General features: G+C 67.4%; 23 protein-coding genes and 1 pseudogene. 17 read left to right on the forward strand and 7 right to left on the reverse strand.

Annotated elements, in window-relative coordinates; genetic code table 11:
- Positions 1 to 41: 41 nt before the first annotated feature.
- The gene (locus GOAMR_RS20135) at positions 42 to 1085 is read right to left on the reverse strand and encodes a hypothetical protein (protein ID WP_005192350.1); all 1044 of its coding nucleotides are present in this window, start codon (positions 1083 to 1085) and stop codon (positions 42 to 44) included.
- Positions 1082 to 2422 (reverse strand): hypothetical protein, encoded by a 1341-nt coding sequence (locus tag GOAMR_RS20140; RefSeq protein WP_005192351.1) that lies wholly within the window; start codon positions 2420 to 2422, stop codon positions 1082 to 1084. The genes GOAMR_RS20135 and GOAMR_RS20140 overlap by 4 nt, the downstream gene beginning before the upstream one ends.
- Before the next feature lie 60 nt (positions 2423 to 2482).
- Here GOAMR_RS20140 and GOAMR_RS20145 point away from each other — a divergent pair, with 60 nt between their 5' ends.
- Entirely contained in the window at positions 2483 to 4084 is a 1602-nt protein-coding gene (locus tag GOAMR_RS20145; protein WP_005192352.1) for a tetratricopeptide repeat protein, read from the forward strand.
- A 29-nt stretch (positions 4085 to 4113) separates the two neighbouring features.
- Here GOAMR_RS20145 and GOAMR_RS20150 read toward each other — a convergent pair whose 3' ends face one another.
- Together GOAMR_RS20150 and GOAMR_RS20155 are read right to left on the reverse strand one after the other, a co-directional pair.
- Entirely contained in the window at positions 4114 to 4578 is a 465-nt protein-coding gene (locus GOAMR_RS20150) for a lipoprotein LpqH (protein ID WP_005192353.1), read from the reverse strand.
- A 107-nt stretch (positions 4579 to 4685) separates the two neighbouring features.
- A complete protein-coding gene (locus GOAMR_RS20155) occupies positions 4686 to 5858 on the reverse strand; it encodes a CHAT domain-containing protein (protein ID WP_040515954.1) in 1173 nt (390 codons plus the stop codon).
- 91 nt (positions 5859 to 5949) lie between these two features.
- Between GOAMR_RS20155 and GOAMR_RS20160 the strand changes: the two genes are divergently transcribed.
- Positions 5950 to 7392 carry a hypothetical protein gene (locus GOAMR_RS20160; RefSeq protein ID WP_005192355.1) on the forward strand — a complete coding sequence of 481 codons (1443 nt, stop codon included), beginning with the start codon at positions 5950 to 5952 and terminating at the stop codon, positions 7390 to 7392.
- A 3-nt stretch (positions 7393 to 7395) separates the two neighbouring features.
- Positions 7396 to 7737 (forward strand): annotated as a pseudogene (locus GOAMR_RS25820) (type II toxin-antitoxin system VapC family toxin); the annotation flags it as partial.
- A gap of 74 nt (positions 7738 to 7811) precedes the next feature.
- Here GOAMR_RS25820 and GOAMR_RS25390 read toward each other — a convergent pair.
- The gene (locus tag GOAMR_RS25390) at positions 7812 to 7955 is read right to left on the reverse strand and encodes an alpha/beta fold hydrolase (protein ID WP_211599647.1); all 144 of its coding nucleotides are present in this window, start codon (positions 7953 to 7955) and stop codon (positions 7812 to 7814) included.
- A gap of 239 nt (positions 7956 to 8194) precedes the next feature.
- On the reverse strand, positions 8195 to 9760 hold the full coding sequence (locus tag GOAMR_RS20165) for a glycoside hydrolase family 32 protein (RefSeq protein WP_083837039.1): 1566 nt from the start codon (positions 9758 to 9760) through the stop codon (positions 8195 to 8197).
- Between the two features lie 235 nt (positions 9761 to 9995).
- On the opposite strand from GOAMR_RS20165, the gene GOAMR_RS20170 reads away from it, so the two are divergent.
- From GOAMR_RS20170 to GOAMR_RS20190, 5 genes are all read left to right on the forward strand, one after another.
- Positions 9996 to 10973, forward strand: coding sequence for an oxygenase MpaB family protein (locus tag GOAMR_RS20170; protein ID WP_005192360.1), 978 nt, complete (start codon positions 9996 to 9998; stop codon positions 10971 to 10973).
- Between the two features lie 32 nt (positions 10974 to 11005).
- Positions 11006 to 12343, forward strand: coding sequence for a cytochrome P450 (locus GOAMR_RS20175; RefSeq protein ID WP_005192361.1), 1338 nt, complete (start codon positions 11006 to 11008; stop codon positions 12341 to 12343).
- Positions 12344 to 12362: 19 nt separating this feature from the next.
- Positions 12363 to 13211, forward strand: coding sequence for an SDR family oxidoreductase (locus tag GOAMR_RS20180; protein WP_005192364.1), 849 nt, complete (start codon positions 12363 to 12365; stop codon positions 13209 to 13211).
- Positions 13212 to 13311: 100 nt separating this feature from the next.
- Positions 13312 to 14424: a ferredoxin reductase gene (locus GOAMR_RS20185; RefSeq protein WP_005192366.1), complete on the forward strand. Its 1113-nt coding sequence runs from the start codon at positions 13312 to 13314 to the stop codon at positions 14422 to 14424.
- A gap of 7 nt (positions 14425 to 14431) precedes the next feature.
- Positions 14432 to 15670 (forward strand): fatty acid desaturase family protein, encoded by a 1239-nt coding sequence (locus GOAMR_RS20190; protein WP_005192368.1) that lies wholly within the window; start codon positions 14432 to 14434, stop codon positions 15668 to 15670.
- A gap of 123 nt (positions 15671 to 15793) precedes the next feature.
- Here GOAMR_RS20190 and GOAMR_RS20195 read toward each other — a convergent pair whose 3' ends face one another.
- Entirely contained in the window at positions 15794 to 16120 is a 327-nt protein-coding gene (locus tag GOAMR_RS20195) for a transglycosylase family protein (RefSeq protein ID WP_005192370.1), read from the reverse strand.
- Between the two features lie 406 nt (positions 16121 to 16526).
- Here GOAMR_RS20195 and GOAMR_RS20200 point away from each other — a divergent pair, with 406 nt between their 5' ends.
- From GOAMR_RS20200 to GOAMR_RS20240, 9 genes are all read left to right on the forward strand, one after another.
- Positions 16527 to 17351 carry an enoyl-CoA hydratase gene (locus GOAMR_RS20200; RefSeq protein WP_005192372.1) on the forward strand — a complete coding sequence of 275 codons (825 nt, stop codon included), beginning with the start codon at positions 16527 to 16529 and terminating at the stop codon, positions 17349 to 17351.
- A 350-nt stretch (positions 17352 to 17701) separates the two neighbouring features.
- Complete coding sequence (gene urtA / locus GOAMR_RS20205; protein ID WP_040515928.1) at positions 17702 to 18988, forward strand: urea ABC transporter substrate-binding protein; 1287 nt, start codon at positions 17702 to 17704, stop codon at positions 18986 to 18988.
- Between the two features lie 124 nt (positions 18989 to 19112).
- Entirely contained in the window at positions 19113 to 20000 is an 888-nt protein-coding gene (gene urtB / locus GOAMR_RS20210; protein WP_005192376.1) for an urea ABC transporter permease subunit UrtB, read from the forward strand.
- Positions 19997 to 21127, forward strand: coding sequence for an urea ABC transporter permease subunit UrtC (urtC, locus tag GOAMR_RS20215; protein WP_005192378.1), 1131 nt, complete (start codon positions 19997 to 19999; stop codon positions 21125 to 21127). The genes urtB and urtC overlap by 4 nt, the downstream gene beginning before the upstream one ends.
- The gene (gene urtD / locus GOAMR_RS20220) at positions 21124 to 21972 is read left to right on the forward strand and encodes an urea ABC transporter ATP-binding protein UrtD (RefSeq protein ID WP_005192381.1); all 849 of its coding nucleotides are present in this window, start codon (positions 21124 to 21126) and stop codon (positions 21970 to 21972) included. The genes urtC and urtD overlap by 4 nt, the downstream gene beginning before the upstream one ends.
- Positions 21973 to 21974: 2 nt before the next feature.
- Entirely contained in the window at positions 21975 to 22667 is a 693-nt protein-coding gene (urtE, locus tag GOAMR_RS20225; RefSeq protein ID WP_005192383.1) for an urea ABC transporter ATP-binding subunit UrtE, read from the forward strand.
- 72 nt (positions 22668 to 22739) lie between these two features.
- Entirely contained in the window at positions 22740 to 23426 is a 687-nt protein-coding gene (locus GOAMR_RS20230; protein WP_050942829.1) for a GntR family transcriptional regulator, read from the forward strand.
- A gap of 81 nt (positions 23427 to 23507) precedes the next feature.
- Positions 23508 to 23918: an Rv0313 family protein gene (locus GOAMR_RS20235; RefSeq protein WP_005192387.1), complete on the forward strand. Its 411-nt coding sequence runs from the start codon at positions 23508 to 23510 to the stop codon at positions 23916 to 23918.
- A 185-nt stretch (positions 23919 to 24103) separates the two neighbouring features.
- Positions 24104 to 25774: a S1 family peptidase gene (locus GOAMR_RS20240; protein ID WP_005192389.1), complete on the forward strand. Its 1671-nt coding sequence runs from the start codon at positions 24104 to 24106 to the stop codon at positions 25772 to 25774.
- Positions 25775 to 25780 lie beyond the last annotated feature (6 nt).

Genomic DNA, 25780 nt, shown 5'->3' on the forward strand with positions numbered 1-25780 from the left:
AGATCGTCCGGATCATGACGGGACCGGCGCACGTCTGACGGTCAGTAGGCGTTGTCGGCGACGATCTGTTCGGCGACGAACAGGCCGGTGAGTCCGGTGCCGCCCTCGATGCGCTCGCGCACCAGGGCGCGGACCTGCTCGCGCTGCTCCCGGGAGTCGCGGGCGTCGACGCCGCCGACGGTGACCACCAGCGCCGACCAGTCGGCGCCCCATGCCTCGGTGGCGGTGAGCGGCAACGGGATCGGCAGCCGTCCGTCGGGGGCGAGCGTCGCCTGCGCCTCGAAGGCGGGATCGTGCAGCGAGAGCGCGACCCGAACGGGTGCGGCGGTCCGGCCGGGCAGCAGTGCGACGGTGACGTCGGCGACCACATCGGGTGCGGCGTCGACCGACCAGGCGATCGTGTTCTCCGCGGCGTCGAAGGTGTGCGCGGGTACCGACTCCCACGGCACCGACGCCAGGCCCCGGGCGATGCCCCCGCCGGATTCGGTGGCGGTTCCGGGGCCGGCCGCCAGCGCGTAGTCGCCGGGATCCCCCGATGCCGCCGGGACCGGCTCCTGTTCCCCGGTGTCGAACTCGCGCAGACGAGCGTGGAGATCCCGGACGTCGGGGCGTGGATGCAGAGCCAGCGCCGCGATGTCGGCGTCGTCGTATGCGCCGAGTACCGCGTTCGGGTCGCCGTCAAAACCGGTGTCGCCGAAGTACATCTCGCAGTCGGCGGTGAGTGCGGCGACCTCGGCGTCGAGGACGAGGGCAGGGAGCGGGTCGATGCCGTCGGCCGCACTCGCCGGCCACCACCGGCGCAGCCAATGTCCCCATGCGAGCCGGTACAGCAGGGCGAGTTCGGCGGGTGCGCTCACCGGGACATCGATGTCATGCCGGCTGGTCAGATCGCGCAGGGTGGCGGCGTGCGCCTGCTCGCCGATGATGCGCCACAACCAGTCCGCCTCGCCGGGCGCCCAGAGGTGCAGGTGCGGGCCGGAACCGGGTGGGTCGTCCAGCGCCCAGGTGAATGTACCGCCGGCCGCTTCCAGTGCGAGCGTCAGCCAGGGCAGTCGTGCGGCGGCGGGTGCGGTGGAGATCTTCATCGGCCTGCCTTCTCGATGGCCGCGCGGATGCGGGAACGCTGGTCGTAGCTGACGGAGCGGGCGATCCCGTCGAGAAGTTCCAGCAGTGCTGCCGAATCGAATTCGGCTGTGCCGGTGTCAGGTTCGGTAACCGACCTGCCGTGCAGCCGCACCCACAGCCGGTTCAGGTACGGCCGCCAGAACGCCGCCAGGTCATCGGCGAGCCCGGCGGTGACGGCGATATCGGAAAGCAGGTACCGGCGCGTGTACGCGATATGTGCCTGCGCGGCCAGCCGCCGGGACAGGTCGGCGGCGACGTCGTGCACACACGGCTGCGGTTCCAGCGGATGCAACTGGGCCGCGACCACCACACCGACGAGCATCGCCGCCTGCCACGCCGGTCCGTCCAGCGCCCACGGTGCCCGGGACCGTTCGATCTCGGCGGTGACCATTTCGTCGATGGCCGGGAGGTCGCCGCGGTCCCGGGAACGGCGCAGGGTGGTGCCCACCCGGGAGGCGATCGACCTGTCCAGGGGCAGGACGTCGGCCACGCTGCGCAGCGCGGGTCTGGCTGCCGGTGTCGTCGCTGACAACGCGGGCGGGTCCGCGCCGGCCGCTATCGCACAGGAAGCGAGGAGATCTGCCAGCGGTGATCCGGGGGCGAACAGCGCGAGGCCCAGAGCGCCGGGAATGCCGGAATCCGTCAGCCGCTCCCACCGGGCATCGCGCGCACGGTCGGTCGCCTCGCCGGTCAGCAGGGCGCCGAGCAGCGCCGCGGCATTCTCGACGGCCGGTGCCCGATCGTGTGGTGCCCGATCGTGTGGTGCAACCGCCCACACCCGGTCCAGCTCGGCATCCAGGTCCGCGTGATGGTGGTCGAGGTAGGCGGTGAGATCGTCGACCGATCGTCCCTCGCTCGGCCGGTGGATGTCGTCGATCGTCTCCGCCGCCACCGCCGGGGCGTCGGGGCCCGGCGGGCCGTAGGCCACGGCGAGTTCGAAGGCGCGGGGAAAGTACTGCTCCTGGATGTTGCCGCCGGTGATGCCGGCCGCCCGCCGCTGCCGTTTCAGTTCGGCGAACCACAGCGCGGCGTCGGCGATCCGTGGTGTGGCGGCGGCGATCAACTCGGCCGCCTCCGCCTGCGCGCCGGCCTCCAGCAGCGGCCTGCCCAGCGCCGGGTTGGCGCGTATCCGCAGGACAAGCGGGTCGATCAGGCATTTCACCGTGCGCGCCAGCGGCCCGCCGTCGCGGCCGGTCATCACCGTCAGCGGGTCGGTGCCCAGTCGTGCGACGGTGTCGCAGACGGCCCTGCGCCAGGCCTCGTCGATCACCGCGGTGCGCGGTCGGGCAGTGGTCACGGTCGAGCACTTCCTGCTGGGGTACGTGCGTGGCTGTCCCGCAGAATCTACCGTGAACCCATGGTGGAACTCGATGACGACGCCGTCGAGGTGCGTCGGCTGGTGGAGGTGCTGGCCGGGCAACTGCAGACCGGCGACGCGCGCTGGCAGGCGACGCTGACGCGGGCCCGGGCCGTCGCCGACGCCGTCACCGACCCGCGATCGCGGATGGACGCCCAGCTCAGGATCGCCAACATCGATCACGTGCTGAGCCTGAACGCCGGCGACGTCACGGGGGCGCTGGCACACCTGGACCACTGCGTCGAACTGATCGGTGCCGCCCGCGAGATCGATGTCACCGATGCCGACCAGCGCAGGCTCGACGAACAGGAATGGGGTGTGCGGCTCAACCGCAGTCAGGCATTGCAGGTGATCGGGGACATCGACGGCGCCGACTCCGAATGCGTCTTCGCACTGGAACTGGCCTCGCGCACCGAGAACGCCGGCCCGCACCGGGCCGCCACCCTGTGTACGGTCGCGGCCATCGCATCCGAGCGTGAACAATGGTCGCGGGCACTGCGTTACGCGGCGGAGGCCGTCGACGAGTGCGCGGTGCACAACCCGGACGCGCTCGGGGTGGCGCTGGTGAATCTGGCCCAGGCACACGCCGCGATCGGTGACTACGACGCGGCGTCGCGGGTGGCGGACCGGGCCGAGGCCGTCGTCGACAATGTGCAGTCCGGTGCCGCACTGTCGCATCTGCGGGGCTATATCGCCATGGGCCGCAAGGACATCGATCGGGCTGCCGCGTTGTTCGCCGAGTACGCCGAATCCGCGCGGGCCAACGCAGATCTCCTGGAGCCGCATCACCGATCGGAGTCGGCGAAGGCGCTGGGTATCGGTGCCCACGGCAGCGACCCGTGGCGTGCCCGTGAGCAGTACCAGATCGTGGTCGACACGATCCGGGCCGAGGAAGCCGCGCCGATGTCGCTGGTCGCGGCCCTGCTGCAACTGTCGGGGGCGACTCAGGATTGCGCTCTGTCCGAGGACGATCCGGCGACGGCGTCGGCCCGGCACGAGGAGGCCTGTGCGCTCGTCGCCGAGGCCGCGGAGCTGGCGCTGGCGCACAGCCGGCCCACGATGGCCGCCGAGTGCGACCTGACCAGGGTCCGGTACGTCGACCAGTTCCACCATGGTGCGGCGGTGAATCAGCCCGCGCTGCGGGTGGCCCTGGCGACGGTCCTGGCCGCGGCCGTGTATCTGCACCATGCGAGTTTTTCCTCCTCCCGTCACGCGCAACGCAGGCACTTCGCGGCCGGGCGTGGCGTGGAGGCGTTCTCGCTGGCATTCTCGTTGGCGGCCGAGCTCGGGGCCGGTGACGTCATCGCTGAACTCGTCGAATTACGCAGTGCCGCAGCATTCTTCATACCCACTCGCGGCGTGCGGGACACCGGGGACACCGGTGCCCGCACGCCGCGTGAGCGGTCCTGGGCAGATGAGCTGTCCGAGCTGATGATCGGTGACGGCCTGCCACCGTCGGACGACGACAGGCCGTCACTGGTGGCGACCGCACCGCCGCCGCTGCTGCTGACCCCGTCGACCGTCGTGCTGACCGAGGCGTTCGACACCGCGAGAACGCGATTCGGCCTCGTCGACGATCGGGATGCGGTGGAAACCTGGTAGACGGCGCGGCCGCCGGGACACGTTCGGTATCACGGGCAGGTGACCTTGATCTCGAACGACTTCTTCGACGGCGCCGTCGGATTGGCGGTGTCGATCGCTGTCACGTTGCCGGTGATCGTGTACTTCTTGCCGTCCTTGGTGGCTGTGGCCTCGCCGCCCGGGGTGCCCTTGGCCCAGCCGAGCACCTGGCCACCGGCCGAGCCGAGGCCGACCGCCTCGACCTCCGGGTTGTCGCCGGTGGTCAGGGTGGCGCCGACGCCGGTCCCCGCGCCCGCGGCCGTGCTGTCACCGATCGCGATGACCCACTTTCCGGCCTGTTCGGTGCAGGCGACGGTCTTGGACCCGAGGTCGAGCGCCTTGCCTTCGATGGTCACCGATGCCTCCCCACCGGAGGCGACGGCGCCGGTCGACGAGTCGTCGTCCCCGCAGGCGCTCATGGCGCCCATGAGGCCGATCGAGGCGACACCGACGACGAGGGACTGGATCTTACGCATGATGTGCTCCTGAGGTTGATTCTCGTTCCGGCCCCCGGTGGGCCGCTGAGAACAAACCTAGGAACCGGACCTTGCTACCGATCACAGGTTTGCTGAGCCGGACGGTGTCAGATCGTGGTGGTCAGCGCCGCCCACAGCAACGGGGTGTCGGCGGGAAGGCCGCCGTCGTACCAGCGTGCACGGCGTTCGGCCTGCCACTGGCGCAGGTGACCCACCGGGTCAGCGCCACGGTGCGCGGCGTCGACGGCGAGCACCAGTTCCTCCAGCGGCGCACGATCGCCGAGGTCGCCCGCCCGGCTCAGCGCCCGGTTCGTGGGGACTGCCCACCGGGTGGCCGTCACCAACTGGGCACCGGCGGCGAGCGCGGCCATCGACAACCCCATCCCGTCGGGGTGGGCGAGGTCACCGCCGGAGTTGCAGCCGATCAGGGCCGTCCGCGGCGGAAACCGGTAGTCGCCGGTCAGCAGGTCGTCGACGCGGAGCGGGCGGTGGGCGCCGCTGTCGTCGGTGCAGCACAGGTGCAACGCCGCGTCGACGCTCTCCCCGGTGGCCGCCGCGGCGCTCACATGACCCACATACAGTAGCCGGAAAGCCCCGGTCATGGTGCGGCACAACCATTCCCGGTCGATGTCGGTACGCCTGGCGAGATCGCGGTAACCGGCCACCGCCGGCCGGAGCCCGGGTGTGTTCTCGACGAGCACGGCAAGGGGTGAGTCGTCGGCGGGCCTGCCGAGCACCGACCCGAGCGCGGATGCCACCGACTGTCCCGGGATCCTCGGATCGATGACCGCCACCACCGGACCGTCGGGGTTCCCGTCGACCCGATGCCGGGGAACGCCCGACGGCGCGGACGACGTCACATCGGCGAGATCGTCGAGCGTGGTGGCGTCGTCGACCAGCAGCATCTCCCACGGCACCCGCGTCAGCGATTCGCTCGGCTGGATACGCAGCAGCGGCCGTGCGGGGGCCTGTCGCAGTGCCGTCACCAGATCGGCCGACAGCAGCACCTGCCCGAGGTCCCGGGCCAGCGTCGCCGTCGACTCGGGGTGCGAGAACGGTCCCCGCAGGAGTGCCCGGTCGATGCCGTCGGCCACCGATTCACCGGGCAGCGTGTCGGGCACCGCCCGGGCCAGTGTGTCGCGGACCGCGTCGACCTGCGCCGCACTGACCTGTGCCATCCCGGCGAACGGCCCCGGCCCGTCGTCGTGGATCCACCGCCACGTGAGGTAGGCCCCGCCGGCCTCGGCGAATTTGACCAGCAGCGTCGGAGTCTCGGGCACTGCAGCAGTCTGCCAGGTCGGCGCGGGCACGGCGACCAACTCCGTGCCGGGTGCCGCCACCGGGAGGCCTCAGATGTGTTTGTCTTGTCTGATGAGTCGTGGCGACCGCCTGGAGCGTCTGTGGGCTGCCGTCGTGCTGCTTGTCGTGCTGGGGCTCGGTGCGCTCACCGCGGGTCCTGTCGCAGCCGCGCCCGGTGGCAGGGGCGCCGCACCCGGTCCCACGAGAGGCGTCGGCCCGGCGGGCACCTCGCTGATGCACGGTGACCTCGCCTCGACCGATTCGACGCCGCTGCCCGGGCCCGGCCGGACAGCGAGGGTCGCGGCGTCATCGGTCCCGGGTGGTGCGTGCGCGGCGACGTTCGTCGGGTCTGACGGTCTGGTGCTGTCGCTGTGCACCGCGTTCGTGGGTCTGCGGCCACCGCAGGTCGCGGTCGCCACCGTCGTGCTCTTCGACCCGGGGACGGCGGCCGTCCTGGCCGTCGAGCAGCTCACCAAGGGCGGGTTGCTCGGCGGGGTCTACGGCTACCTCGACGACCGTGACCGGGTTGTCGTCGCCGACGGGTCGAAAGCGATTCTGCGTGTGGCACACCGGAAAACCGCCCACGGGTGGCAACTGTACGTCGACGATCGCGTCGGCCTGAGCCGCCACATCCCCGCCGGGGACGCGGTGACCGGTCTGGCCCCCGACTGGCAGGGGCGGGTCTGGTTCGCCACGACGAACGGGGTGATCGGCACGGTCGGCACGGACCGCAGGGTCGCGTCCATGCGGTTACCGAAGGGCGAGAAGCTCGGCAACGGGCTGTCGGTGCGTCCGTCGGGGGTGTCGGTGCTCTCGACCCATGCGCTGTACGAGATGCGGGCAGGCAAGAACGGTGTGCCGTACCCGGTGTGGCGGCGGACCTACGATCGCGGCCCGGCCCGCAAACCCGGTCAACTCACCTGGGGTTCGGGGACGACACCCACCTACTTCGGTCCCGGCGGTGACGGCTGGGTGGCGATCGTCGACAGTGCAGTTGATCCGAATCTTATTGTGTACCAAAGTGATACCGGAAAGGTGATCTGCACGATGAAGGCCTTCGGTTCCTCCGGGCAGGGCACCGAGAACTCGATCCTCGCGTGGGGTGACTCGCTGGTCATCCCGAGCACCTACGGCTACCAGTATCCGCCCATGGCCGTCGACGGGCCGAGCTCGCCGGCGAACGCGGCGTTCACCGGCGGGGCGACACGTATCGACGTCACCGCGACCGGCTGCCGCCGGATCTGGGAGAACGACGACCGGCTCGCCACCCTGCCCCGGCTGTCGCGCGCCGACGGCCTGATCCACGCGCTGGGCTACGGACCGTACGCACCGGGAATCCAGCAGCTCGGCCCGGTCTACTACATCGCCACCGATTTCGAGACGGGCCGCCGGGTGCGGACGCTGCGGGTCGGCGACGCCCCGGTCGACGAGCCGCTGGAACTGACCGGCACCATCGGGCCGGGCAACACCATGTGGCAGGCCACGATCGGGAGGATGCTCAAGATCAGCGGGTGAGGTCTAGATCACCTTCATTCCGCGGATGAGCGACTCGCGCGATTCCTCGATGATGGTCAGGTCGGTTGCCATCCGTCAGTCATCGAGGAACTGGCGCTGGGGTCGATAGCCGATCGCGGCGTCGTCATCGGGTTACTAAGGAACCTGGCGCAGTTTCCCGTGATGACGCACGACGAACTGCTGCATCTTGTGGACGCGCACCATCTGTGGGGACGTGGGCTGAGCGCCGTCGATGCGGGTCTATTGGGTTCGGTCCTCATTCGTGACGGCTCACGCCTCTGGACACGGGATAAACGGCTCAAAGCCGCCGGTTCGGAAATCGGCGTGACTGTGATAGGCGACTGACGACCACGTGATCTGGAAAGCTCCGCGAAGCCAGGTGTGGATCAGTCCCATCAGATAAGCCAGCCAGATCGCGCTCAGGTCTGCTCCAGTTTCGGAGGCTCCAATTCCATCGTCCGCGGCCCCTCGTAGGCGGCGGACAGGCCGCAACCGGGTCGGTCGTACCGGATGAGGGTGCGGCCCTGCGCCAGCGCCTCGTAGAACAGCCGCTCGGCGGGCAACCGCCCAACTGAGTTCGAGATGGGTCAGCCAACCGGGGACGACGAGGAGCGGGGGACCGGTGCCGGCGGTGGTGAAAGCGACCGAATCGGCGCCGGCACCGGTGCGTAGCCGCGCCGTGCCGTACTCCTGCGGTGTGCTGTCCATCGGCACATTAAACAGCAGCGACAACGCAGGTGAGGCATGATTTTTCGGCGCGGCCAGGCAGGGCGATCACACCGCTGCGTGGCCGGCCCCGCAGTCAGTCGGTGGCGGTGACGGTCAGGCTGTCCAGGCGCGCCTGGCCGCCGGCGGAGTCGACCGAGATGTCATTACTGGCCGGGTTGGGGAAGACCAGGTCGGTGATGGTGTGCGAGCCGCCCTGGGCGAACGCCTCCACCGACGAGGCGTCGACGTAGACGTCGAGGGACAACTTGCCGTCACGCAGCGGTACCCGCACGGACTCGACCGACGGAAACACCGGGCCGAACAACACATTTCCCGATCGGGTGCGATCCACCGACAGCGTGCCGGCGGCAACGTCGTAGCTGATCCGGGTGCGCTCGGCACCGTCGGCCGACTTGTGGACGGTCAGGCCGAACCGCCTGGCGGTGCCCGGCCGGAACTCGGCGTGAACCCGGTAGGCGCGCGGCCTCACCGGCAGCGTGACATCGTCCGGCCCGACGGCGACGTCGCGCTGTGAGTACACGGTGCGCCCTTGTCCGGCAATCGGTTCCGAGATCAGCGTTGGCCTGCCGGCGACGGTGCGCAGGCTCAGCTCGCGGGGCAGGGTCATCGCGCCGCGCCACCGGCCCGTCGGGGTCTGCTGCGCGTAGAGCCAGTTGCTCATCCACGCCATCATGATCCGCTTGTTCGCGGGGGCGTCGTTGAAGGTGACGCCGGCGTAGAAATCGCGGCCGTCGTCGACGAACCTCGGCGGACCGTCGGCGGTGAAGCGGGTGCCGTCGAAATCGCCGACGAAGTAGCGGGTGCCGGTGCCCTTGAGGAGCCTGGGGGAGATGTCCGGCACCGGTGGGAGGACGTCGACCGTCGCCGGGTTGTGGCTGACCACCAGCACCCATTTCGTCCGACCCGGGTTGCCGTCCACCGGCAGCGGGAACAGGTCGGGGCATTCCCAGATGCCCCGGTAGTCGCTGCCCGGGCCGAACTCGCTGAGCGGGCGCCAGGTCAACAGGTCATCCGAGCGGTACAGCACGACCTTGCGGTCGAGGGCCTCGACGGCTGTCATCACCCAGTAGCCGCCGGAACCGTCGGTGCTGTACCAGAACACCTTCGGGTCACGGAAGTTCGTGGAGCCGCGGTCGAGGACCGGGTTGCCGCGATACTTGGTCCACGTCCGGCCGTCGTCGGTGCTGTAGGCGAGGGACTGCGCCTGGCGTCCGCTACGGTATCTGGCCGTGTAGATCGCCACCATCGGCGGGTTGCCCGCGGTCCCGAACCCGGAGGTGTTGCGGTGATCGACCACCGCCGAACCCGAGTAGATCTCCGCGTCGCGGTCGCCGCGGATCGCGATCGGCTGTTCGCGCCACGTGCGCAGGTCGGTGCTGACCGCGTGGCCCCAGCTCATGTTCGCCCACCCGGGACCGGACGGATTGTGTTGGTAGAAAAGGTGATACCGGCCGTTGTGGTAGACGAGGCCGTTCGGATCGTTCATCCAGTTGCGCGCCGGCGTGTAGTGCATCGCGGGCCGGAACGGATCGCCCGGCGCTGCGGCGGCGGGCGCGGTGCCCGCGACGGCCGCCACGACCAGTGCCGCGGCGGTGGACGCGAACAGAAGGCCGGACGTGCGGCGCGGTGACCGATGCATGTGTGGGTTGTACCAGGTGTCCGTCCCAGGTGATGACGCCGGGTGGGCCGGCATCGTCCGGGGGAAATCGGGGCTGGTTGTGTCGTCGATCACGTGCTACCTTGGCATCAAAGAAACAAACTCGCGGATTCATTCCAAAGGCCCGACCCGGCGTTCCGCACCCGGTATTCGACAGCAGGGTGGTCGCCATCGGGGTGTTCGATGTTCAGGCGAGTCCGACACCAGGGAGTAGTCGATGACAATCGCCGACAGCACCACCCCCGATGCCGCAATCGCCGACGAGGGGGCCGCACGGCGCCCACCTGCCCGCACCTTCGAGGAGGGCGTCCGTGAGGCCCGCCCGATGCCGGTGTCCACCGCCGAGATGAACAAGGTCGAGCCACTCGGTCCGCACTCGCTGGTATGGAAGTTCTACGGCGACAACCGGCAGATCCTCGGGTTCCAGCGGGTGGCCGGCACCGAGAACTGCATCGAGCAGCTCGCCAAGGGCGTCGAGGACCACTCGGTGATCTTCTCCGACTTCAAGGGCCGCGCCGAACGCACCGTGCCGCCCATCATGAGCACGGTTTACAGCGCCGACCCGCACGGCTGGGGGCGCAAGGTCCGCGACTTCCACCGCAACATCAAGGGCACCGTCGACAGCGACGGGTCGTCGTACCACGCGATGAACCCGGAGCTGTTCTATTGGGCGCACGCCACCTTCGTCGACCAGGTCATCTACGTCACCGATACGTTCATCCGGCGGCTCAGCCACGCGGAGAAGGCGCAGCTCTTCGAGGAGAGCAAGCGCTGGTACGCGCTGTACGGCGTCGACGATCGCGCAGAACCCCAGACCTACGAGGAATTCCTCACCTACTGGGACGGCATGCTGGATCGGTTCGTGCCCACCAAAACCATCGTGTACGCGACCGGCTACCTGCGGAAAGGGTTGCCGCGGCCTAGGCAGGTGCCGCCGCCGGTGTGGCGCGTCGCCTCCGTTCCGCTGAACGCCCTGCTGCGTACCCTCGTCATCGGTACGCTGCCGCAGCAGATGCGCGACGTGTGCGACCTGACGTGGAATCGGCGGATGCAGAAGCGATTCGACCGCATGACCGCGGCGATCCGGGCGCTCAACCCGATCATCAACAGGCTGCCGGTGGACAAGCTGTACACCGCCTGGGCGGCCGAGGCATGGGAACGGACCGGGGTCGACCCCCGCCCGATCAACAACTGAACACTCACAGCCCGCAACATCAGGAGGTCGAGATGACCAGCTACCTCGCCGAGGCACCCGCCGGCAGCGGATTGAAATCCGTGCCGTGCTCGAACGTTCCGGGCGTCATCGAGGTGCTCTCCACGCGCCGGGACCCGTACGGCAAGACCGCCAAACGTGTCGCCCAGATGGGTCCGATCTCCGGCATGAACGCCTTCGGCCTCAAGATCGTCAACGTCTCCGGTGCCGACGGGGCGCAAGAGATCCTGATGAACAAGGACAAGGCCTTCGCCAACGGCCCGGCGTGGAGCTTTTTCATCGGTCCGTTCTTCCACCGCGGCGTCATGCTGATGGACTTCGACGAACACCGTTATCACCGCCGGATCCTGCAGGCGGCGTTCACGCCCACCGCGCTCAAGGGCTATCTGCAGGAGATGCAGCCGGTGATAGCCGAGCAGGTGCATCAGCTGCCCACCGGGCGGGTGGAGATGTTCAGTTGGCTCAAACAGCTCACCCTCGATGTGGCACTTGAGGTCTTCCTCGGCGTGAAGCTGCCTCGCGATGAGGCGGACAAGCTCAACAAGGCCTTCATCGAGACCGTCGCCGCGGGCACCGCACTGGTCCGCAAACCCGTCCCGGGCGGACGCTGGTGGAAGGGGCTGCGCTCACGCAAGGTGCTCGAGGAATTCTTCTACGCCACTATCGACGCCAAACGGGCCCGCGAGACCCCGGACCTGTTCTCCGCGCTGTGCCATGCCCAAAGCGAGGAGGGTGACCGGTTCACCGACGAGGACGTGGTCAACCACATGATCTTCGTGCTGATGGCGGCCCACGACACCTCGACGATGACGATGTCGCAGATGGTGTACTGGACGGCCAAGAACCCGCAGTGGCAGGAGCGCGCCCGGACCCAATCGCTCGAACTGGAACCCGAGATCGGCTACGACACCCTCGGCAAGTTCACCGACCTCGACCTGATCATGCGCGAATCGCTGCGGATGTGCCCGCCCGTCCCAGCCCTGCCGCGGATGGCGGTCAAGGACACCCAGGTGTTGGGGCATCACATCCCCGAGGGGTCGATCGTGGCGGTGCTGCAGCAGACCAATCACCGCGACCCGGCCTACTTCACCAACCCGGATACCTTTGATCCCGACCGCTTTTCGCCCGAACGTGAAGAGGATCGCGGACACCGGATGGCGTGGGTGCCGTTCGGTGGCGGGGCGCACAAGTGCATCGGCCTGCACTTCGGCCAGATGGAGATCAAGACCGTGATGCACCGGCTGCTCCGGGAATTCGAATGGTCGGTGCCGGACGGCTACGAGGTCCCCATGGACTACAGCTCGCTTCCGGTGCCCAAGGACAATCTGCCGGTGTACATCCGCCGGCGCTGACAAGGGGAGTGGGGACCGGATGAGTCAAAGATGGGCGCGGCCCGGCGATGACGCCGGCCATACGGTGGCCGGCAAGGTTGTCGCGATCACTGGTGGCGCGCGCGGAATCGGTTTGTGGACAGCGCAATTGCTCATCAGATCGGGTGCGGTGGTAGCTATCGGCGATGTCGATGCCGAGGCCGTGGCCAAGGCGGCGGCGAACGTGGGGATCACCGGCGGTCACGTCGATGTCACCGACCGCGAGTCCTTCGCGGCCTGGCTCGATGAGGTGGAGGATCGGCACGGACCGATCGACGTCCTCATCAACAACGCTGGAATCATGCCCGCCGGTGCGTTTCTCGACCTGGACCCGGCGATCATCCGGCGCACCGTCGAGATCGACCTGCTCGGCGTGTACACGGGTTCGCAGCTCGCCGCGCGCCGGATGGCCGCCCGCGGATCGGGCCACATCATCAACATCGCCTCGGTGGCCGGCCGGCTGGCCACGCCCGGACTCGCCGTCTACAACGGGGTGAAGGCCGGTGTCATCGAGTTCTCGGAGGCGCTCGATGCCGAACTGGAATCCCAGGGGGTGCGGGTATCGGCGGTGTTGCCGACGTTCACCCGCACCGGGCTCATTTCCGGATTGCGGACCACCGCAGTGGTGAAGGTCATCGAACCTGAGTCGGTGGCTCGGATCATAATGAAAACCGTTGCCCGGCCGCGTGTTCGGGTCGCCGCTCCGCGCAGTATGGGGTGGGTGCACGGCAACGCGATGATCCCCGCGGGGATCAAGCGGCGTATCCGGCGAGTGACCGGACTCGGCAACAGCTTCCTCGACTACGACGCCGACGCCCGCGCCGGCTACTCGCGCCGCATCGCGCAGTAGGGCAACCCGCAGAGTTGGGATTCTGCAATATGTGACGTATCGCACATTTGCGGTGTACGGTCCTGAACTATCCGCAGCCCCGGATAGTGAGGACGCCCGTGTGAACCTGCTGAAATGGAGCCAGCGACCTGCGGTCGGTGTCGACGCCAAGCGCCCCGAGCACAACATCGTGCGGGGCCTCGTGGCGCGCGCGACCACGCCGCTGCTCCCCGACGACTACCTGCACCTGATCAACCCGTTGTGGTCGGCCCGCGAGCTGCGGGGCCGGGTGGTCGCGGTCAAACGGGAGACCGAGGACACCGCCACGGTCCGGATCCAGACCGGGTGGGGATTCCCCGAAACCTACAAACCGGGGCAGTACGTCGGCATCGGGCTGCAGGTCGGCGGCCGGTGGCACTGGCGTTCGTACTCGCTGACCTCCATCGGCGAGACCACCGCCAAGACGATCTCGATCACCGTCAAGGCGACCCCGGACGGATTCCTCTCGACGCACCTCGTCGAGGGCGTGACCCCGGGCACCATCATCCGGCTGGCCGCACCCAAGGGTGACTTCTTCCTCCCCGAACCACTGCCGTCGAAGATCCTGTTCGTCACCGCCGGCAGTGGCATCACGCCGGTCATGTCGATGCTGCGGTCCCTGGCCAAGCGGTCGCAGATGCCCGACGTCGTCCATATCCATTCGGCTCCCACACTCGACGACGTCATCTTCCGGGACGAACTCGAGCGGATGCAGAGCGGTGTCGACGGCTATCACCTGCGATTGCAGGCCACCCGCTCCGACGGCAAGTTCGATCTGGCCGCCCTCGACGCACACGTGCCCGACTGGCGGGAACGGCAATGCTGGTCGTGCGGCCCGGTCACCCTGCTCGACGACATGGAGAAGCACTATGAGAGCAACGGTCTGAGGGGTCTGCTGCACATCGAGCGTTTCGCCATCGCCCGCACCGATCACGGTGGGGAGGGCGGCACCGTCACCTTCGGCAAGTCCGGGCGGACCGCCGAACTCGACGGTGCCACGACGCTGCTCGAAGCCGGCGAGGATCTCGGGGTGCAGATGCCGTTCGGCTGCCGGATGGGCATCTGCCAGACCTGCGTGGTGCAGCTGACCGCCGGATACACCCGTGACCTGCGCACCGGCGAGGAACATCGCGAAGGTGACCGCATCCAGACCTGCGTGAGCGCCGTCGCCGGCGCCTGCACGATCGACCTCTAGGACAACTATGGCCATCACAGACATCGACGCCTACGCACACCTGACGGAAGCCGACGTCGAGACCCTCGGTGCCGAGTTCGACGCGATCCGCCGGGACATCGAAGCAGCACGCGGGGAGGAAGACGCGCGCTACATCCGCCGGGCCATCACCATCCAGCGGTCACTGGTGGCCGGTGGGCGAGTGGTGCTGCTGCTGAGCAACCGCAGACCACTCTGGCTGCTCGGGACCGCACTGCTCGGTGCGGGCAAGATCATTGAGAACATGGAACTCGGGCACAACGTGATGCACGGCCAGTGGGACTGGCTCAACGATCCCGAGGTGCACTCGACCACCTGGGAATGGGACAACACCTGCCCGTCGGTGCAGTGGAAGCATTCGCACAACTTCGTCCACCACAAGTTCACCAACGTCGTCGGGATGGACGATGACGTGGGCTACGGCATCCTGCGGGTGACCCGCGACCAGGAATGGGCGCCGCGGCACCTGGGCAACCCGATCTACAACTTCCTGCTCGGCACATTCTTCGAGGTAGGGGTGGCACTACACCACCTCGAAACGGAGAAACTGCGCAACAAGGAGAAAACGTACGCTCAGGCGGCCAAGGACCTGCGGCTCATCGGCAAGAAGGTGGGTAAGCAGGCCGCCAAGGACTATCTGATCTTCCCGGCGCTGTCGCTGAAGAACTGGCGCAGCACCCTCACGGCGAACTTCACCGCCAATCTGATCAGGAACTACTGGGCGTACATGGTGATCTTCTGCGGTCACTTCCCGGACGGTGCGGAGAAGTTCACCGTCGAGGAGTACGAGAATGAGGATCAGGCGCGCTGGTATCTGCGGCAGATGCTGGGTTCGGCCAATTTCACCGCGGGGCCGGTGATGCGATTCATGAGCGGCAACCTGAGCCACCAGATCGAGCATCACATGTATCCGGACCTGCCGAGCAGCCGGTACGAGGAGATCGGTGTGCGGGTGCGCGCATTGTGTGAGAAGTACGACCTGCCGTACACGACGGGGTCGATCGTGAGTCAGTACGCGCTGACATTCCGCACGATCCTCAAGCTGTCGCTGCCCAACAGCATGCTCAAGGCGACATCGGACGACGCGCCCGAAACCTCGTCTGAGCTGCGCTTCAACGTGCTCAAGGGTACGGCTGCACAGTTCGGGGTGGACCCGGTGACCGGTGAGCGCAGGGGGCTGCGGACCGCGCTGCGGGCGCTCAAGACGGCGCAGGTGCAACCGGCCTGATCGAGGAAGAGGCCGGAGAACGCCGGAGGGCGGCCCCATGACGGGGCCGCCCTCCGGTGGCTGTGAGGGTTGCTGCACCCGGACGTCGGACGTCCGGATGCTCCCTCGGTAAACGCGTGTGGTTTACAGGTAAGCGCCGCACACCGGCCATGCGCCGGGGCCCTGGCTCAGCAGGACATTCTCGGCGACGCGGATCTGCTCTTCGCGCGAAGCCTCGTTCGCCATGCCGTAGCCGCCGTTGGCGGCCCAGGTCGACGGCGAGAACTGCAGGCCGCCGTAGTAACCGTTACCGGTGTTGATCGCCCAGTTGCCACCGCTCTCGCAAGCAGCAACAGCATCCCAGTTGTGGCCGGCGGCAGATGCGTTGGCGGTCGCCAGACCGAAGGGCACCGCAGCCAGTGCGCCGATGATGCCGGCTCGGGCGGCGAACTTCTTCATGGTGGTCGTCATCGTTTCCTCCTGTCGTCCGCCCCATGCTGGGCGGTGCGATTCTCGGACCGATGACGACATTAGAGGTTGATAACGGCTAGGTCACGTCACGTTCGTGACCTGCGGAGGGCTGATAACAGCCAGATAACAACCGTGGTATTCGGTAAATCGCCTGCGTATCCCGCATATTTGCCAATGATTGTAAATGCGGATTGAAAATCAAAATGTGACGCATAACACTATCAAATTGTGAATCCAATCACTCAAATTTCCGGTTTTTATTCACAGATTCTTCACTGATTGCCTTCTCTGCATTCGGGTACGGATAGGCGATCTGGCGGAAAACTGTCGATCTGGGCAGGTGTAATCCGTGTGCATACCCTGTTGACTGGGGTTATCGGAGTCACCGGTGAAAGGTATATGGAACGTGGATCACACCCAGGCGCAGTTGAACGAACCCGTGAGTATGGCGGCGGTCACCCCGGAACCCGTCGGGGTCGTCGTCGAGGCGCCGCTCGGCATCATCACCCTCGACGCACCGCGCAGGCGCAACCCGCTGTCGACGGCCACGATGACGGCCCTGACCTCGGCGTTGCGTGAGCTGGGGGAGAACGACGACGTGCGCGTGGTGATCGTGCGTGCGCACGGGCCGGCCTTCTCCGCCGGGCACGACCTGGCGGAACTGCGTGATCGCACCCTGGAGGACGAGCGCGCCGTCTTCGATACGTGCGTGGAGATGATGACCGCGGTCCATGAGCTCGATCGTCCGGTGATCGCCGAGGTGGCCGGCGCCGCGTTCGCCGCCGGATGTCAGCTCGTGGCCACCTGCGACCTCGCCATCGCCTCCACCGAGGCCACCTTCAGTACTCCTGGCGTGCGGATCGGGCTGTTCTGTTCCACTCCGATGGTGGCGCTCACCCGGGCGGTGGGTCGCAAACGTGCGATGAAGATGCTCCTGACAGGTGATGCCATCGACGCGGCCACCGCCGCCGACTGGGGGCTGGTCAACGATGTCGTCGAACCGGGGGAGCTGGCGGGTGCGGTGCGGGAGCTGGCGCTGCGGATCGCGGGGTCGAGCCGGTCGACGGTGTCCATCGGCAAGAGGGCCTTCTACGCCCAGATCGACGTCGCCGAGCCCGACGCCTACACGATGATGTCGGAGACGATGGCCGGCAACGCCGTCACCTGCGACGCGCAGGAGGGCATCGCCGCGTTCCTCGGGAAACGGCAGCCTGTATGGACTGACCGATGACCAGGTGAGACTGTCCCGGGCGCCGGGAGGTCTGACGGCATCGGGTCCGCCCGTCGCGGGAGTGCTGGAGAGGATCCGCCGGTGTCAACGCCGGCGGATCCTCTCTTTATTGCCAATACTCTGCACTATCGAGAAATTCTGCTGGTAACGATCCGGAAACCGGTTGTTGATCCTGATTCACATGGCAGTAACACGCCGCCCCTATCTTTCTCTCTTGTATACAAACCTTGTATACGCGGTTTACCGCCCCGGGTGTTCGACGATGATCTTGTGGCGCCGGCAGATTCTTTATCGCTGCTTTGGCCGCCGCATGCCCGGTGTCATCAGTGATGCTCAAGAAAGGCTTCCCTATGCCGTCAGACTTCCCGACGGGGACTGCATCGTCCCGCCGTCGAAACCCGCGCCGACTCGCCCTGGCCCTGCCGGCCGCGCTGTCGGTGGTGGCTGTGGCGCTGAGCGCCTGCGGTGCCTCCGCGGACGAGGACAACTCGACGTCGGCATCCTCGTGCGTGAACACCTCCGGCCCCAAGGTCAAAGTCGGATCGCTCAACTCGCTGTCGGGAACGATGGCGATTTCCGAAGTCACAGTGCGTGATTCGATCAAACTCGCGGTGGATCAGATCAATGCCTCCGGTGGTGTGCTGGGCAAGCAGATCGACCTGATCGGTGAGGACGGCGCGTCGGAGCCGACGGTGTTCGCGGAGAAGGCCGAGAAGCTGATCAGCGGTGACTGCGTGGCCGCGGTGTTCGGTGGCTGGACCTCCTCGAGCCGCAAGGCGATGCTGCCGGTGTTCGAGGACAAGAACGCCCTGCTGTACTACCCCGTGCAGTATGAGGGCCTGGAATCGTCGAAGAATATTTTCTATACCGGCGCCACCACCAATCAGCAGATTGTTCCGGCCCTCGATTACCTGAAGGAAAAGGGAATCAAGTCCATGTACCTCGTGGGCAGCGACTATGTTTTCCCGCAAACCGCGAACCGCATCATCAAGGCATACGCCAAGGCGAACGGAATCGAGATCAAGGGCGAGGACTACACCCCGCTCGGCTCGACCGACTTCTCCACCATTGTCAACAAGGTGCGCGCGTCGGGCGCCGGGGCCGTGTTCAACACGCTCAACGGCGACTCCAACGTCGCCTTCTTCCGCGAGTACAAGAACGTCGGACTGACCGCCGCGAAGATGCCGGTCGTCTCGGTGTCGATCGCCGAGGAAGAGGTCGGCGGCATCGGTGTGCAGAACATCGAGGGCCAACTGACGGCGTGGAACTACTACCAGACCGTCGACACCCCCGCCAACAAGGCGTTCGTCCAGGCGTACAAGGCCAAGTACGGCGCCGGCAAGCCCACCTCCGACCCGATGGAAGCCGCGTACACCTCGGTTTTCCTGTGGAAGAAGTCGGTGGAGAAGGCCAACTCGTTCGCGGTGCCGGACGTGCAGAAGGCCGCCGGTGGCGTCAGCTTCGACGCGCCCGAGGGAACGGTGACGATCAACGCGGAGAACAACCACATCACCAAGACCGCCCGGATCGGTGAGATCCGCAAAGACGGCCTGATCTACACCGTGTGGGACTCCGGCAAGCCGATCGAGCCGGATCCCTACCTCAAGGGCTACGACTGGGCCAAGGGCCTGGGATAACCCGCAAACACCCGTAGGACTTCGGGCCGGCGCGCCGGTGGCACGCCGGCCCGAACCATTTCCGGCGGGTGAGTCCGTCGATCCGTGTTCGCCCTCCGGGCGACTGACGTAGAGAGGAAGAGGAGTGGAAACGCTGATAGGTCAGACGTTCACCGGTCTGAGCCTCGGATCCATCCTGCTGCTCGCGGCGCTGGGCCTGACGCTCACCTTCGGCCAGATGGGCGTGATCAACATGGCGCACGGCGCCTTCATCATGGCCGGGTCATACACCGCGTACACCGTGCAGGAGCACATCGTCTCCAATGCCGATGTATCGCTGATTGTTTCGCTGATCATCGGGTTCATCGTCGCCGGCCTGATGGGTGTGCTGCTGGAGGTCGCGCTCATCCGGCGCATGTACGACCGGCCACTGGACACGCTGCTGGTGACCTTCGGTGTGGGGCTGGTGCTGCAACAGCTCGCCCGCGACATCTTCGGGGCGCCGGCGGTGTACGTTGACGCACCCGGCTGGCTCGACGGCTCGTACGACATCTTCGGCGCCGTCGTGCCCAAGACCCGCATCTTCATCATGCTGCTGGCCGTGGTCTGCGTGTGCGCCGTCGCCGCGGCGATGAAGTACACCGCGGCCGGCCGCCGTATCCGGGCCGTGGTCCAGCATCGCGATCTCGCTGAGACGAGCGGCATCTCGAGCCGCACCACCGACATCACCACCTTCTTCGTGGGGTCGGGCCTGGCCGGCGTGGCAGGCGTGGCGCTCACCTTGATCGGCTCGACGAGCGCCAACACCGGCACCACCTACCTGGTGGATGCCTTCCTGGTGGTGGTTCTTGGCGGACTCGGCCAGATCAAGGGTGCGGTAATCGCGGCATTCGTTCTGGGCCTGCTCAATTCGTTCATCGAGTACAGCACCACGGCGTCGGTGGCCAAGGTCATCGTGTTCGTGATCATCGTGATCGCGTTGCAGATCAAACCGCAGGGCCTGTTCACGGTCCGGACGAGGAGTCTGGTGTGAGGAACAATCTGGCACAAAGCTGGAAGGTGTACGCGGGCTTCGCGATCGCCGCGATCGTGCTCTTTGCGATCGCCCCCGCGCTGCTCTCGGATTTCCGGCTCAATCAGCTGGGCAAATACCTGTGCTTCGGCATCGTCGCCGTCGGTATCGGTCTGGCCTGGGGGCGCGGCGGAATGCTCACCCTCGGACAGGGCGTGTTCTTCGGTCTCGGCGCCTACATGATGGCGATGCACCTGAAGATCGCCGACGCCGAGCTGCGCGGGCAGGACGTGCCCGACTTCATGCAGACGGCGGGTCTGACCAAGCTGCCCGGTTACTGGGTGCCGTTCAGTTCGCCGGTGGTGACGATCGTGGGCATCGTGGTGATACCGGTCCTGGTGGCCGTGGTGCTGGGTCTGGGCGTGTTCAAACGCAAGGTCAAGGGCGCCTACTTCGCGATCCTGTCGCAGGCGCTGGTGGCGGCCTTCGCGATCCTGTTGGTCGGCCAGCAGAAGACCACCGGCGGCAGCAACGGCCTCAACTACTTCCGGAGCTTCTTCGGCCTCGCGCTCAATGACCCGGCCAACCGCAGACTGCTGTTCTTCATCACCGCCGGAACCCTGCTGGTGATCGTGGCCGTCACCCGGCAGATCATGTACAGCCGCTACGGGGAACTGCTGGTGGCGGTGCGTGATCAGGAGGAGCGGGTCCGCTTCCTCGGCTACGACCCGGCCAACGTCAAGGTGATCGCCTACGCGGTGGCCGCGTTGTTCGCCTCGATCGCGGGTGCGCTGTTCGTGCCGATCGTCGGCATCGTCTCGCCCAACGACATCGGCGTCGTTCCGTCGATCGCCTTCCTCATCGGTGTGGCCATCGGTGGCCGCACCACACTGCTCGGCCCGGTGCTGGGCGCCATCGCGGTGGCGTGGGCGCAGACGAGCCTGTCGGAGAACTTCCCGTCCGGCTGGACCTACGCACAGGGCCTCATCTTCATCCTGGTCGTCGGATTCTTCCCGGCCGGCCTGGCCGGTCTCGGTGCGCTGATCCGCCGGCGCAAGAAGTCCGAGCCGCCGTCGGCCACCACCGACATCGCCACCGTCGCCGCAGACTCCGGCACCACCACCACAGAAGGAGCCAAAGCGCTATGAGCCCGGCAGCCGATGTGACCAAGACCGCCGATGTGACCAAGACCGCCGAGGCGGAGCCCGTGGCGGGCGGCAACGCCGGCATGAGCAGTGAGTACCTGCAGATCCGTGACCTGCGAGTGCAATTCGACGGTTTCCACGCCGTCGACGGTGTGGACCTGACCCTGATGCAGGGCGATCTGCGCTTTCTTATCGGACCCAACGGCGCCGGCAAGACCACCATCATCGACGCGATCACCGGCCTGGTGAAATCCACCGGCTCCATCCAGAAGTCGGGTGTGGAACTGGTGGGCAAGAAGGTCCACCAGATCGCCCGGCTGGGAATCGGCCGGACATTTCAGACGGCCAGCGTCTTCGAGGAACTGACCGTGTTGCAGAATCTCGACATCGCCGCGGGTGCGGGTCGTTCGATCTGGACGATGCTGCGCCGCCGGCCCGCCGAGATCGGCGACGACATCCTCGAGGTGCTCGACACGATCGGCCTGGCCGACCACCGCGAGACCAAGGCAGGGGTGCTCGCACACGGTCAGAAGCAATGGCTGGAGATCGGAATGCTGTTGGTGCAGAACGCCTCCGTGCTGCTGCTCGACGAGCCGGTGGCCGGTATGAGCGGCGAGGAACGCGAGGAGACCGGCCAGTTGCTGCGCCGTATCGGCGGTGAGCGGACGGTGGTCGTCGTCGAACACGATATGGACTTCATGCGCTCGTTCGCCACCTCGGTGTCGGTGCTGGCCCGCGGCAAGGTGATCGCAGAGGGGTCGGTCGCACAGGTGCAGGCCAACCCGAAGGTGCAGGAGGTCTACCTCGGTACCGCTTCGGCCGTCGACGTCGCTCAGGAAGGGGAGTAGTCATGCTGGTACTGGAGGACGTGCGGGCCGGATACGGCCGTACCGAGGTGATTCACGGTGTGAGCCTGGAGGTCCCGGACGACGGGGTGGTCGCGGTGATGGGCCACAACGGGGCCGGCAAGACCACCCTGCTGCGGGCGGCGGTCGGTCTGGTGAAGACGACCTCGGGCAAGATCCTGTTCGACGGTGAGGATATCTCGTCGCTACGGCCCAGCGGCCGGGTCCGGCGCGGGATCGCGTATGTCCCGCAGGGGCAGCAGAGCTTCCCGCAGTTGACCACCGCCGAGAATCTGCAGGTGGTGGCCGACGGCCGCAAGCGTGGCAAGGAACTGGTGGACGAGATGCTCGACCTGTTTCCGGCGCTCAAGGATCTGCTCGGGCGCCGGGCCGGTCTGCTTTCGGGTGGCCAGCGGCAACAACTCGCCATCGCCCGGGCGTTGATCACCGAACCGAAGATGCTGATCCTCGACGAACCGACCGAGGGCATTCAGCCGTCGGTGGTGGCGGAGATCGAGCATACGATCACCTCGCTGACCGAGCGGGGCGGTCTGGGCGTGCTCCTCGTGGAGCAGCACATCGGGTTCGCCCTCGGTGCCGCCGGACAGTACTACGTCCTGGAAAGCGGGCGGGTCACGTCGACAGGTGCCGGCGGTGCCGGCGCCGAGGCGAAGGTGCGAGAGGCGATGACCATCTGAACGGTCGATCTTCTGATCAGGCCATCTGAGTTCGGGGGACGATTTCCAAAGGCGGGCGTCATGTCGGGGACCATGGACAGATATCAGATTCAACGTCGAGAACCGTTGTCGCAGCGAATCTATCGTGAGATGCGACGGGATCTCGCAGCGGGGGAGTTCGACCCGGGGACCAAACTCGGAGAGGAGCGCCTCGCCGAGCGTTACCGCGCCTCGCGCACCCCGGTGCGTGAGGCGCTGGCCCGGCTGATCTCCGACGGACTGATCGAGCGGCGCGGCAACATCCTGTATCCCGTGCGGCCGCGTCTGGACGGGCTGGCGGAGTACTACGATGCCCGGGCGCTCATCGAGATCGCGGGGATCGACCGGGTTCGTGGCGGGCAGGCGGCCGGACACGACCCGGTGGTGCTCGGGCCGGAGCTGGAGCGGTGGGCGGGGATGCGGGAGGTGCCGGTCGCCGCCGACATCGACTTCGCCCTCGCAGATGAGGCCTTTCACCGGGCGCTGCTGACGGCGTCGGGAAACGCGGCGCTCGCCGAGGCGCTGGCGGTGATCCAGAAGAAGGTCCGGGCCGCGTGGTTCCTGGACTACCCGACGCCCGGCCGGGCGGAGATGATCACCGCCGAACATGTGGCGATCGCCGAGGCACTGCTGGCCGGTGATCTGGCCGCCGCACGGGCCTCGCTGGCCGCGCATATCGACGATTCCAGGCGCCTGGTCGAAGGTGGTCTCGCCGACGGGCAAGAGCGCCCGGTTCGTTGACGGTGGCGGTATGTCGCCGCGGTGTGGACACTGGTGGTCTGGGCCGATGGCAAGAATCGGGCCGACAGAGGAGGTGCGGCGATGGCCGGCAACAACTGGAACAACGGGCCGTTCGGATTCGACCCCGAGGACTTCGATCGCTTCGCCCGTGAGGCGGGCGAGGGGCTGCGCGAGGTGGTCGGGCGGCTGTTCGAGAGCAAGGGCGCACCCGCGGCGTGGTCGGCGATGTTCGAGTCCGGCTTCGCGCCCCGGGGTCCGCGTCCGGCACCTGCGCCCGAGACAGCCGGTGAGACCGGCTCGGGAGTGTGGGCGGTGTTCGTCGTCGACGAGGACGGCGGTGCCCGTGTCGAGCAGGTGTTCGCCACCGAACTCGACGCCCTGCGCGCCAACGCCCGCAATACCGACCCGCAGCGCAAGGTGCGTTTCCTGCCGTACGGCATCGCGGTCAGCGCCCTCGACGAGGAGGACAAGGGCAAACCCCAACCGCTATGACCCCGCGGCCTCCGGTCATCTCCCCGAGTGGTTTTCCACAGGCGGTCGTGTCGGCTGCTGACAGGTGACAGACCGTCGGGTACGGTCTGTTGCCAATGGGGCCGGGTATGCGCGAGTCGCGTACTTGTGTCTGCGGGGTAACCGGGGGAGGCGTCGCCCGATCGGCGCGGGGATGAGGGGGCTGCGTGCTGCGCAGGATCGTGGAGTTGGTCGTCGTCTCGGGGCTGGTGTTCGCCGGCCTCGCCGTACCGGGCTTCGTACCGGCCGCTTCGGAGGCCCGGGCGGATGAGGGCAACGCCGCGGTCGTCGAGAAGGTGGGTGCGTCGCTGGTCTTCATCCGGACCCGGTTCATGGGCCAGGTCGGGGTGACCGACCCCGACCGGCCGACGGTGTGGTGGGACACCGTGATCGTCACCGGACAGTGCACCGGCTATGTCGTCGATCCCCGGGGGTTCATCGCCACCGCCGGACATTGTGTCAACGGGACCGATTCGGAGATTCTCAATGCCCTACGGCTGAAGATGGTCACCGAAGCCGGGGCGAGGTTTGGCAAGTCCACGGACTGGGTGAGGCAGGCGTACCGCCAGTCGGTGGCCGAGAGCTGGCCGGTACGCGGGAGCGAGACCATCTCCGAGCCGATTGTGGAGGTGTCGGTCCGGCAACCGGCCGGCGACTCCCAGGTCCTGCCCTCCTGGACCGATGCCGACGTGGTGAGCTATCAGGAGTTCAAGGCCGGCGACAATGCCGTGCTCAAGATTTCCCCGGTGCGGGAGATCCCCGCACTGGTGGTGTCCGGTGAGACGCCGACCCCGGGTGACCCTGTGACCAGCGTCGGCTTCCCCGGCGCGGTGCAGTCGAACGCCGGTGACGGGCAGGTTCCGCAGCCGTCCTACAAGACGGGAACCGTCTCGTCGCGGCAGGTCGATGATTCCGGGGTCACGCGGACCGAGGTCTCGGCGACGATGGGCAGCGGTATGTCCGGCGGCCCCACCGTCAACTCCGCGGGCGAGGTGATCGGCACCAACTCGTCGGGCACCTCTCTGCCGGACGAGAACGACAGCTTCAACTTCATCACCGACAATCTGGCCCTGCGTGACTATCTGTCCTCGCACAGTGTTGTTCTGGCGCAACCGGAAAAGCGTGAACAACGGTCGGTGTGGATCTGGCTGGGGCCCGTGCTGGGTGCGCTCGCCGCCGTCATCGTGCTGGTGCTGGTGGCTTTGTGGCTGCGCCGCCGACGCCGGCGGAATACGCCGGTGGTTCCGGGGATGCCGATCGGGGCGCCGCCGCTGCAACCCCAGAATCCGTACGGGCAGCATCCGCACGGGACCGTGGGGCACGTGCCGTGGCCCGGCGCCGTGCCCGCCTCGGCGCACGCGCGGGCCGCACGGTCGCAGCCGGTACATCCTCCTGCGGTGGCCGCCGGTTCGGTTATGCCGCAAGGGGTTTCTATCGCCATGCCGGGCGGTGGCATGGGACCCGGGCCGTGGCAGGGCGGTACGGGTGCCATTCGCGCCCAGCCGCCCGCGGCCGCATCGGCCGGACCCGCGGCGGGACAGCTGCCGACGCCCCTCTGGCGGGGTCAGGCCGGCCCGCAGGTCCTGAACGGCACCCGGCCGCAGTCGGTGCCGGGGGCACCGTCGCCGGTACAGGTGCAGCCGACCGTCCAGGTGAGGGTTCCGGCACCACCGCAGGGGCCGCCCCAACCGATGCCGCCCCAGTCGGTGCCGCCACAGCAGGCGGCTCCGGGACCGGCGGGCGACCAGCAGGTGGGACCTGGGCTCCAGGCCGTACCCGGCAAGACCGTCGTGATCGCACGATCCTCCGGTGGGACGCCGCAGGTACCGGGTCGGTAGCCTGAG

This window comes from Gordonia amarae NBRC 15530 (assembly GCF_000241345.1).
In the GTDB taxonomy this organism is placed as follows: Bacteria; Actinomycetota; Actinomycetes; order Mycobacteriales; family Mycobacteriaceae; genus Gordonia; species Gordonia amarae.

What these genes read in the sequence shown, in the direction of transcription:
- GOAMR_RS20160 (WP_005192355.1), top strand. Translation starts at nt 5,950, where the DNA reads ATGAGTCGTGGCGACCGCCTGGAGCGTCTGTGGGCTGCCGTCGTGCTG.
- urtA (WP_040515928.1), top strand. Translation starts at nt 17,702, where the DNA reads ATGCCGTCAGACTTCCCGACGGGGACTGCATCGTCCCGCCGTCGAAAC.
- GOAMR_RS20190 (WP_005192368.1), top strand. Translation starts at nt 14,432, where the DNA reads ATGGCCATCACAGACATCGACGCCTACGCACACCTGACGGAAGCCGAC.
- GOAMR_RS20235 (WP_005192387.1), top strand. Translation starts at nt 23,508, where the DNA reads ATGGCCGGCAACAACTGGAACAACGGGCCGTTCGGATTCGACCCCGAG.
- GOAMR_RS20195 (WP_005192370.1), bottom strand. Translation starts at nt 16,120, where the DNA reads ATGACGACCACCATGAAGAAGTTCGCCGCCCGAGCCGGCATCATCGGC.
- GOAMR_RS20170 (WP_005192360.1), top strand. Translation starts at nt 9,996, where the DNA reads ATGACAATCGCCGACAGCACCACCCCCGATGCCGCAATCGCCGACGAG.
- GOAMR_RS20180 (WP_005192364.1), top strand. Translation starts at nt 12,363, where the DNA reads ATGAGTCAAAGATGGGCGCGGCCCGGCGATGACGCCGGCCATACGGTG.
- GOAMR_RS20135 (WP_005192350.1), bottom strand. Translation starts at nt 1,085, where the DNA reads ATGAAGATCTCCACCGCACCCGCCGCCGCACGACTGCCCTGGCTGACG.
- GOAMR_RS20175 (WP_005192361.1), top strand. Translation starts at nt 11,006, where the DNA reads ATGACCAGCTACCTCGCCGAGGCACCCGCCGGCAGCGGATTGAAATCC.
- urtE (WP_005192383.1), top strand. Translation starts at nt 21,975, where the DNA reads ATGCTGGTACTGGAGGACGTGCGGGCCGGATACGGCCGTACCGAGGTG.
- GOAMR_RS20230 (WP_050942829.1), top strand. Translation starts at nt 22,740, where the DNA reads ATGGACAGATATCAGATTCAACGTCGAGAACCGTTGTCGCAGCGAATC.
- GOAMR_RS20165 (WP_083837039.1), bottom strand. Translation starts at nt 9,760, where the DNA reads ATGCATCGGTCACCGCGCCGCACGTCCGGCCTTCTGTTCGCGTCCACC.
- GOAMR_RS20145 (WP_005192352.1), top strand. Translation starts at nt 2,483, where the DNA reads ATGGTGGAACTCGATGACGACGCCGTCGAGGTGCGTCGGCTGGTGGAG.
- urtD (WP_005192381.1), top strand. Translation starts at nt 21,124, where the DNA reads ATGAGCCCGGCAGCCGATGTGACCAAGACCGCCGATGTGACCAAGACC.
- GOAMR_RS20150 (WP_005192353.1), bottom strand. Translation starts at nt 4,578, where the DNA reads ATGCGTAAGATCCAGTCCCTCGTCGTCGGTGTCGCCTCGATCGGCCTC.